Source organism: Novispirillum itersonii (genome assembly GCF_014205675.1).
Taxonomy (GTDB): domain Bacteria; phylum Pseudomonadota; class Alphaproteobacteria; order Rhodospirillales; family Rhodospirillaceae; genus Novispirillum; species Novispirillum itersonii_A.
Map to the genome: position 1 here is coordinate 240,964 of NZ_JACIIX010000005.1, position 9,959 is coordinate 250,922.

Sequence of the window (9,959 nt, forward strand, 5' to 3'; positions counted from 1 at the left end):
AACTTACGGACCGGCGTTGAAATCGACTTCGTTGATCAGCTTCAGGGCCGCCGGGCGCAGCTCACCCACCTTGGCCAGCGCCAGAGTGTCCGCCTTGAAGGTGCCCCACGACTTGACCAGCTTGGACCATTCCACGCCCGGTTTCACCGGATATTCGTTGTTCAGGTCGGCATAAATGTGCTGGGCTTCGTCAGAGGACAGGAATTCCATCAGCTTCACCGCCGCATCCTTGTGCGGGGCGGACTTGGTCAGCGCCATGCCGGACACGTTCAGGTGGGTGCCGTTCCCGGCCTGATCGGGGAACACGATGTTAACCGCTTCGGCCCACGGCTTCTGTTCCGGGTCCGCCAGCATCGCTGCCATGTAATAGGTGTTGCCGACGGCAACATCACACAGGCCTTCCTTCACCGACTTGACCTGCGAGCGGTCGCTGCCCTGCGGCTTCTGGGCCAGATTGGCCTTCACGCCCTTCAGCCAGTCCTTGGTCTTTTCCGGGCCGACATGGGCCAGCACGGCGGCGGTCAGGGCGACGTTGTAATCATGGTCACCCGGACGGATGCAGATGCGGCCCTTCCACTTCGGGTCGGCAAGATCGGCGTAAGACTTGATCTCACCGTCCTTCACCCGGTCCTTGGAGACGTAGAACACCCGGGCGCGGCTGGTCAGGGCCCACCACTTGCCGTCTTCCGAGTGGAAGGAGGCCGGGATGTTCTTCTTCAGGGTCTCGGTCTGCACCGGCTGCACCAGATCCTTGGCAACCAGATCGGTCAGGCGGCCGACATCGACGGTCAGCACCAGATCAGCCGGGCTGTTGGCACCTTCGGCCTTCAGGCGTTCTTCGATGCTCTTACCGTCGAAGACGGTGTTGACCTTAATGCCGGTCTTGTCGGTGAACGCCTTCAGCAGCGGGTCGATCAGCGCGGGCTGACGGCTGGTGTAGACATTCACTTCCTCGGCAGCGAAGGCCGGGGCGGCGACAGCCAGCAGACCGGCGGCGACAAAGGCGGCGGAAGAACGGCGGATCATCGGAGACTCCTGTTTCCGGTGTCGATGAAGATGCGTTTAATCTATGCAAGTCGTTTGCATTTGCAAGTCAAACTGTCACTGTTTCCCTCTGAAAATACACAAAAAGCGGCCGGACCCGAAGATCCGACCGCTTTTCGCGAAATGCAAATTCTCATATACCGCCCTGAACGCCGTTCCTCACGGTGGCGCAGGGTTCAGCCGTGCCCCTGCCCCGCCGGGTGCGGCACCGGAGTCGCCTCCGCCCGCCCATCGCCGTTCCCCTCAAGGTGCGGGGCATGGGCCGCCCCGTGGTGCCGCAGCGGGCGGTTGCCCGCCATCGCCCGCACCAGAACGTAAAACACCGGGGTCAGGAAGATGCCGAACAGCGTCACCCCCAGCATGCCGGAGAACACCGCCACCCCCATGGCGTGGCGCATTTCCGCCCCGGCCCCGGTGGAAACCACCAGCGGCACCACCCCCATGATGAAGGCCAGCGAGGTCATCAGGATCGGCCGCAGCCGCAGCCGCGCCGCCTCGATGGCCGCACTCAGCGGGGTCCGCCCGGCGAATTCCAGCTCCCGCGCGAACTCAACGATCAGGATGGCGTTCTTCGCTGACAGGCCGACCAGCACGATCAGGCCGATCTGGGTGAAGATGTTGTTATCGCCCCCGGTCAGCCACAGCCCGGCCATGGCGGCAAACAGGCTCATCGGCACGATCATCAGGATTGCCAGCGGCAGGCTCAGGCTTTCGTACTGGGCCGCCAGCACCAGAAACACCAGCAGGATCGCCAGCGGAAACACGATCAGCGACGAATTCCCGGCGATGATCTGCTGATAGGTCAGGTCGGTCCATTCATAGGTGAAGCCCTTCGGCAGGGTTTCCGCCGCAATGCGTTCCACCGCCGCCTGCGCCTGCCCGGAGGAGAACCCCGGGGCCGGACCGCCGGAGATATCGGCCGCCAGGAAGCCGTTGTAGCGCATCGCCCGTTCCGGCCCGGCGGAGGGCTGCACGGTCATCACCGCCGACAGCGGCACCATCTCGCCGGACTGCGACCGCACCTTCAGCCGCCCGATATCGTCGGCATAGGCCCGGTACCGGGCATCGGCCTGCACCCGCACCGAATAGGTGCGGCCGAAGGCGTTGAAGTCATTCACATACAGGCTGCCGAGATAAATCTGCAACGTCTCAAAGATATCGGTCACCGACACCCCAAGCTGCTGGGCGCGGGTACGGTCAACATCGGCATACAGCTGCGGCACGTTGACCTGATAGGAGGTGAACAGGTTGGCCAGCTCCGGGGCCTGCATCGCCTTGCCAAGGAAGGCCTTCACCGCCCCGTCCAGCGCCGCATAGCCCTGCGAGGCCCGGTCCTCCACCTGCAACTTGAAGCCACCGGTGGTGCCCAGCCCCTGCACCGGCGGCGGCGGGAACATCACCACAAAGGCATCGGTCAGACCGGCGTACTTCATGTTCAGCCGCATGGCGATCGCCCCGGCGGACAGGTTGGCGTCGGTGCGGTCGGCAAACGGCTTCAGGCTGGCAAACACAATCCCGGAACTGGGGGAGTTGGTGAAGCCGTTGATCGACAGGCCGGGGAAGGAAATCGCATGTTCCACCCCCGGATCGTCCAGCGCGATCTGGCTCATCCGGCGGATCACATCTTCGGTGCGGTCCAGCGTCGCCCCGTCGGGCAACTGGGCGAAACCGATCAGATACTGCTTGTCCTGCATCGGCACAAAGCCCGGCGGCACCGCCTGAAACAGGCCGTAGGTCGCCCCGGTAAAGCCGAGGTAGATCACCATCATCACCGCCTTGCGGCCCATGGCCCAGGTCAGGCCGCCACCATAGGCCACGGTGCCCCGCCCGAAGGCACGGTTAAAGCCCCGGAACAGCCAGCCCAGCGCCGCATCCATCAGGCGGGTCAGCCGGTCCTTCGGCGCGTCGTGGCCCTTCAGCAGCAGCGCCGCCAGCGCCGGGGACAGGGTGAGGGAGTTAACAGCGGAAATGACGGTGGAGATGGCGATGGTCAGGGCAAACTGCTTGTAAAACTGCCCGGACAGCCCGGTGATGAAGGCCAGCGGCACGAACACGGCCACCAGCACCAGCGCAATGGCGATGATCGGCCCCGACACCTCGCGCATTGCCCGGTAGGTGGCCTTTTTCGGGTCCAGCCCAAGGGCGATGTTCCGTTCAACGTTTTCCACCACCACAATGGCGTCATCAACGACGATCCCGATCGCCAGCACCAGCCCGAACAGCGACAGCGCGTTGACCGACACCCCCAGCAGATGCATCACCGCAAAGGTGCCGACCACCGATACCGGCACCGCCAGCAGCGGAATGATCGAGGCCCGCCACGTCTGAAGGAACAGGATCACCACCAGCACCACCAGCACCACCGCTTCCAGCAGGGTGTGGACCACCGATTCAATCGAGGCGCGGACGAACTGGGTCGGGTCGTAGACAATGCTGTAGTCCACCCCTTCCGGCATATAGCCCTTCAGTTCCTCCATGGTGCTGCGGACGTTATCCGAAATCGACAGGGCATTGGAGCCCGGGGCCTGAAAAATCGGGATCGCCACCGCCGACTTGTTATCCAGCAGCGACCGCAGGGCGTAATCCGCCGCCCCCATCTCGATGCGGCCAAGATCACGCAGGCGGATCACCGCGCCGCCGGGATCGGTGCGGACAATGATATCGCCAAACTGTTCCTCATTGACCAGACGGCCCTGGGCGTTGACCGACATCTGCACATCCAGCCCCGGCAGCCCCGGCGACGCGCCGATCACCCCGGCGGCAGCCTGAATGTTCTGCTGGCGGATCGCCTGCACCACCTCGCCCGCCGACAGGCCATGTTCCGCCACCGCCTGCGGGTCCAGCCAGATGCGCATGGAATAGTCGCCGGACCCGAACAGCTGCACCTGCCCGACACCTTCGATCCGCGCCAGACGGTCCTTGACGTTCAGCACCGCGTAATTGCGCAGATAGGCCATATCGTAGCGGTCATTGGGCGAGAACAGATGCACCACCATCGTCAGATCGGGGGAGCTTTTGATGGTGGTCACCCCCAGCCGCCGGGTTTCCTCCGGCAGGCGTGGCTCGGCCTGCGCCACCCGGTTCTGCACCAGCTGCTGGGCTTTGTCCGGGTCAGTGCCAAGGCGGAAGGTGATGGTCAGGGTCATCACCCCGTCGGCGGTGGCCTGACTGCCCATGTAGAGCATGCCTTCCACCCCGTTGATCTGCTCTTCCAGCGGGGTGGCGACGGTTTCAGCAATCACCTTGGGGCTGGCCCCGGGGTACTGCGCCCGCACAACCACGGTGGGCGGCACCACTTCCGGGTATTCCGAGATCGGCAGGCCGCGCAGGGCCAATAGCCCGGCGACAAAAATCAGGATCGACAGCACCCCGGCAAACACCGGGCGGTCGATGAAAAACCGCGAGAAATTCATGAATCGGCCCCTCCCGGGGGCATGAAAAAAGCGCAGCCGTCCCCGCACGCGCCCGCCGGGACGGCACAGGGCCATTCCGGCAGGCACGGGAGACCGCGACAGCACAGCAGGGAGGATGAAAAAGGACGGGGAGTCCGGATCTTGCTTAACGGATTTCGGTCATTGCCACCGTCTGCGGGGCCACCACCGCGCCGGGGCGCACCCGTTGCAGGCCGCTGACGATAATCTGGTCGCCCGCTTTCAGGCCATCGGTCACCATCCGCAGGCCGTCAATCACCGGGCCCAGCACCACCGGGCGGTAGGCGGCACGGTTATCCGCCCCGACCACCATCACGAACTTCTTATCCTGATCGGTGCCGACCGCCCGTTCCGACACCAGCAACGCCTGTTCCGGCACCGGCTGGCCAAGGCTGAGGCGGGCGAACTGCCCCGGCATCAGCAGGCCGTCGGCATTATCAAACACCGCCCGCACCTGCACGGTGCCGCTGCGCGGATCAACGCTGTTGCCGACCATCTGCACATGGCCGTCCACCGGAGTGACACCCCGGCCCTGCACGGTCATCCGCACCGGGATCCGGTCCACCTGCAAGGTGCCGGTGGCGGGGTCCCGCACCTCGGTCAGGGATCGCAGCAGGGTGCGTTCGCTGGCATCGAAGGTGGCGTAAATCGGGCTGACCGACACCAGCGTGGTCAGCACCGGCGCCCCGGCCCCGGCCGGAACCAGATTGCCCACCGTCACTTCGGCCCGGCCCACCCGGCCGGACACCGGGGCGGTGATGCGGGTGTAGGACAGGTTCAGCTTCGCCGACTCCAGTGCCGCCTGTGCCGAACGGGCCGCTGCCTGAGCCTCGAAAAAGGCATTGGCGCGGGCGTCCACGTCGCGGGTCGGGATGCTGCCGGATTCCGACAGGGCTTTCGCCCGGTCATATTCCCGCTTGGTGTAGGTCAGCCGCGACTGGGCGGAAGCCAGCTGGGCCTCCGCGCCATCCACGGCGGTCTGATAGGGGGCGGGGTCGATGGTGACCAGCAGATCGCCCTTCTTCACCAGCCCGCCTTCGCGGAAGTGCACCGCCAGCACCTGCCCGGAGACCCGGGACCGGATCTCGACCCGGTCCACCGCCTCCAGACGGCCGGAAAAGTCTTCCCACGGCACCACGCTGCGGTGTTCCACCGCCGCCACCTGCACCGGCACCGCCGGTGGGGCCGCCGGGCCGTCACTGGCCTGCGCCGCCTGCTGCGGCGGCAGCATCAGGAACGATGCGCCCCCGGCCAGCACCGTCAGCACCACCCCGGCCAGCAGCACCGACCGGCCACTGAACAGGCCCCGGCCACTGCCCTTGGTCTCAAACTGATCTGTCATTGTCTGTCCGCTCCATTCGCCCGTGTCCGCCGCGCCCCGGCCTGTCCCCTGCCTGCCTGCATCAGGGGCCGGTAACAGGATACCGCCAAAGGGGTATCACACGGACACTTATGTACCGTTTGGTATGAATGTAGATCTGGACAGCCCGATGTCAAGGCATTACCTTACTGGAAGGTACAGAATTATTGTCCGGATGAGGAGGACTTTTTACCATGGCGCTCGGGCGGCCACGGGCCTTTGATATCGACACCGCGCTCAACCGGGCGCTGGAAGTGTTCTGGAGCAAGGGGTTCGACGGGGCATCGCTGACCGACCTGACCGAAGCCATGGGCATCAGCCGCCCCAGTCTGTACGCCGCCTTCGGCAACAAGGAAGACCTGTTCCGCAAGGCGCTGGACCGCTACAAGACCGAAAAGATGGCCTATATCAACGAGGCCCTTGCCGCCCCCACCGCCCGCACGCTGGCGGAACGGCTGCTGTTCGGTGCCGCCACCATGCTGACGGATCCGTCGCATCCGGTCGGCTGCCTGTCGGTAAAGGGGGCGATGACCTGCAAGGATGACTCCCTGATTGCCAGGGAGGAGCTGGACCAGCTCCGCTGTTCCTTCGAAACGGCAATCATCGAACGCCTGACCCGCGCCATCGCCGACGGCGACCTGCCGCCGGACAGCAACCCGCTGGTGCTTCAACGGTTTCTTGGCACCGTCGCCATGGGCATGTCGCTTCAGGCGTCACAGGGGGCCACCGCCGCCGACCTGATGGCAGTGGCCCGTATGGCCCTGACCGCCTGGCCCGCCCTGCGGTAAAGACCACAGGAGTCAAAAAAGCCCCGGATCTCGCCGGGGCTTCTTTGACGGAACTATCTTTACTCTTTCTGGCCTTACTCTTTCTGGCCTTACGCTTCGGTCTTCTGGAACAGCGACCCGCCCTTTTCGGCGGCATCGCGGCCCGGCAGCAGCAGATTCAGCAGCAGGCCGACCAGCGTCGCCAGCGCGATGTTGGAGATCTTGAAGGACTCGCCGACGGTCAGTTCGACGCCGCCGATGCCGATCACCAGAATCACCGAGGCGATGATCAGGTTGCGCTTGCGGCCGAAATCAAGGTGACGGTCCACCATCATCCGCAGGCCGGAGGAGGCGATGACGCCGAACAGCAGCATCGACACCCCGCCCATCACCGCGGTCGGGATGGTCTGGATCAGCGCCGACACGCTGCCGAGGAAGCCGAACAGCACCGCCAGCACCGCCGCCCCGCCGACAACCCACACCGACAGCACGCGGGTGATGGCGATGACGCCGATGTTCTCGCCATAGGTGGTCAGCGGCGGGCCGCCGAGGAACGCCCCCAGCATGGTGCCCAGACCGTCACCCAGCAGCGAGCGGTGCAGGCCCGGCTTGCGCAGGAAGTCCCGGCCGGTGACCTTCGACAGCACCATCTGGTGGCCGAGGTGTTCGGTAATGGTCACCAGCGCCACCGGGGCGATGATCAGGATCGCCGACAGCGACACGGTGAACGGCTGGTTGATGCCCGGCAGCACAAAGTCCGGCATGGCGAACAGCGGAGCGGCCAGCACGGTGCCGAAGTTAACCAGACCCAGCACCAGCGCCGCAACATAGCCGCTGACGATGCCGAACAGCACCGGCACCAGCGCCAGAACGCCCTTGAAGTACATGTTGCAGGCAATGGTGATGACCAGCGTGAACAGCGCCACGCCCAGATGCACCAGCGAATAGGCACCGGTGGCCGGATCGTTCATCGCCATCTTCACCGCCACCGGGGCCAGCGACAGGCCGATACACATGATCACCGGGCCGATGACGATCGGCGGCAGCAGGCGCATCAGCCAGTCAATGCCCGACGTGCGGATGAAGAAGGCCACCACCACAAACACCAGACCGGCGGTCATCGCCCCGACCATCGCCCCGGACACCCCGGCCAGCTGGGTGGCAACGATGATCGGGGTGATGAAGGCGAAGGACGACCCCAGATAGGCCGGAATCTGCGCCTTGGTCAGCACGATATACAGCAGGGTGCCGATCCCGCTGGACACCAGCGCCACCGACGGGTGCAGCCCGGTCAGGAACGGCACCAGAATGGTGGCGCCGAACATGGCGAACAGGTGCTGCGCCGACAGCGGCAGCCACGCCGCCGCCGCCGGACGGTCGTGAATATCATAGATAAAGTCGTGCTCGGACGGGCCCTGTCCCGTCCCACCCTGCGGTGCCGGAGTCTCAGCGGTCATTGTGCGTATACTTTCCCTGTTTTTCGCTGTGATACGTCATCACACAAAATCGCAACGATGTACGACGCCGGGCCGGAGAAGGCAAGCGGCGTCATCGCGCTTGCCGGGGGCGGCCCGGCGTGCAATTCTGTCTGCTCTCCGACTGTTACTTTATAACACAGACAGAAGACCATGACTGACCACACGCTGACTCTGTTCAATTCCTATGGCCGCGAGCTTCAGGCCTTCGCGCCGATTGATCCGAATGCCGTGCGGCTCTACAGCTGTGGTCCCACCGTCTACAACTATGCCCATATCGGCAATCTGCGCGCCTATGTGTTCGTTGATACCCTGCGCCGCACGCTGGCGTGGAAGGGGTACAACGTCACCCATGTCATCAACATCACCGATGTCGGCCATCTGACCTCCGACGCCGATGAAGGCGACGACAAGATGGAAAAGGCCGCCGCCCAGCAGCAGCGCACGGTGTGGGACATTGCCGAACACTACACCACCGCCTTCAAGACCGACCTGAGCCGCCTGAACATCCTGCCGCCGTCGCTGTGGTCGAAGGCCACCGACCACATTCAGGAAATGATCGCCTTCGCCGAGACGCTGGAACAGAACGGCGTCACCTACGCGCTGGACGACGGCCTGTATTTTGACACTTCGAAGGTGGCGGACTACGGCAAGCTCGGCCTGCTGGATCTGGACGGGCAGGAAGCGGGCAAGCGCGTCTCCGCCGGGGGCAAGCGCAATCCGTCGGACTTCGCGGTGTGGCGGCGCAGCCCGACCGACAAGCAGCGCCTGATGGAATGGCACGCCCCGTGGGGCGTCGGCGCGCCGGGCTGGCATCTGGAATGCTCGGTGATGTCGGCCAAATATCTGGGCGACCGCTTTGACATCCACACCGGCGGCATCGACCACCGGCAGGTGCACCACTGCAACGAAATCGCCCAGAATCAGGCCCACAGCGCCTGTGACCATCCGGGTGCCAACTGGTGGATGCACAACGAATTCCTCGTGCTGCGCAGCGACGGCGACGAGGGCGAGAAGATGTCCAAGTCCAAGGGCAACTTCCTGACCCTGCAATCCCTGATCGACCGTGGCATTCACCCGCTGGCCTACCGGCTGTTCCTGCTGACCGCCTCGTACCGCTCCAACCTCGAATTCTCGTGGGATGCGGTGGCGGCGGCACGCTCCAACCTGCGGCGGATGCTGCTGCGCGTCGCCCGCCTGCGGGAAGAGGTCGGGGCCGATGCCGAGCGCTGGCTGAAGATCGCGGCGGAAGCCAAATTCCAGAGCGGCGGACCGTTCACCTATCTGCGGCGGGAACTGGAAGCCGGACTGTCACCGAAGGCCGTCGGTTACATTGAGGCGCTGGACGCCGCCCTGTCCAACGACCTGCACACCCCGGACGCGCTGGTGACCCTCGGCCGCCTGCTGGATGACAAGAAGCTGGCTGCCGAGGAAGCCCTGCGGCTGGCCTGCCTGTTTGACCTGACCCTCGGGCTGGCCCTGACCACTGTCAGCGCCGCCGATCTGGCGATCCGTCCGCAGTCGGCCACCATCACCGACGCCGAGATCACCGCCCTGATCGAGCAGCGGACCGCCGCCCGCAAGGCCAAGGACTTTGCCGCCTCCGACGCCCTGCGCGACCAGCTTCTGGCGGCGGGCGTGGAAATCAAGGACACCCCGCAGGGCACCGACTGGGAATGGCGGGCGGTGTAACACCCCACCTCCCCCTTTCTCTCCTGCCGCATTCAGCACCCGCCCGGCCCCGGCCCGGCGGGTGTTTTCTTAGAGCATTTTCCGATTGAGTAGGCTCCGGTCAATCGAAGAAAATGCTCTCTTTTTAAAAAGTTAGAGCGTTTTCAACCGCAAAACCGGTGTCCACTTTTGCTGAAAACGCTTGTCTTAT

The 9,959-nt window shown here is 64.7% G+C and carries 6 protein-coding genes; 2 read left to right on the forward strand and 4 right to left on the reverse strand.

Annotated features, from left to right (window positions below; translation table 11 throughout):
• Nucleotides 1–3: 3 nt before the first annotated feature.
• From FHS48_RS09065 to FHS48_RS09075, 3 genes are all read right to left on the reverse strand, one after another.
• The gene (locus FHS48_RS09065; protein WP_184263238.1) at nt 4–1,026 is read right to left on the reverse strand and encodes a Fe(3+) ABC transporter substrate-binding protein; all 1,023 of its coding nucleotides are present in this window, start codon (nt 1,024–1,026) and stop codon (nt 4–6) included.
• Between the two features lie 194 nt (nt 1,027–1,220).
• Entirely contained in the window at nt 1,221–4,457 is a 3,237-nt protein-coding gene (locus FHS48_RS09070) for an efflux RND transporter permease subunit (RefSeq protein ID WP_184263239.1), read from the reverse strand.
• Nucleotides 4,458–4,602: 145 nt separating this feature from the next.
• Nucleotides 4,603–5,817 (reverse strand): efflux RND transporter periplasmic adaptor subunit, encoded by a 1,215-nt coding sequence (locus FHS48_RS09075; protein ID WP_184263240.1) that lies wholly within the window; start codon nt 5,815–5,817, stop codon nt 4,603–4,605.
• A 212-nt stretch (nt 5,818–6,029) separates the two neighbouring features.
• On the opposite strand from FHS48_RS09075, the gene FHS48_RS09080 reads away from it, so the two are divergent.
• The gene (locus FHS48_RS09080) at nt 6,030–6,623 is read left to right on the forward strand and encodes a TetR/AcrR family transcriptional regulator (protein ID WP_184263241.1); all 594 of its coding nucleotides are present in this window, start codon (nt 6,030–6,032) and stop codon (nt 6,621–6,623) included.
• 89 nt (nt 6,624–6,712) lie between these two features.
• Here FHS48_RS09080 and FHS48_RS09085 read toward each other — a convergent pair whose 3' ends face one another.
• Entirely contained in the window at nt 6,713–8,059 is a 1,347-nt protein-coding gene (locus FHS48_RS09085; RefSeq protein ID WP_221443435.1) for a solute carrier family 23 protein, read from the reverse strand.
• A gap of 171 nt (nt 8,060–8,230) precedes the next feature.
• On the opposite strand from FHS48_RS09085, the gene cysS reads away from it, so the two are divergent.
• A complete protein-coding gene (gene cysS / locus FHS48_RS09090; RefSeq protein ID WP_184263242.1) occupies nt 8,231–9,769 on the forward strand; it encodes a cysteine--tRNA ligase in 1,539 nt (512 codons plus the stop codon).
• Nucleotides 9,770–9,959 lie beyond the last annotated feature (190 nt).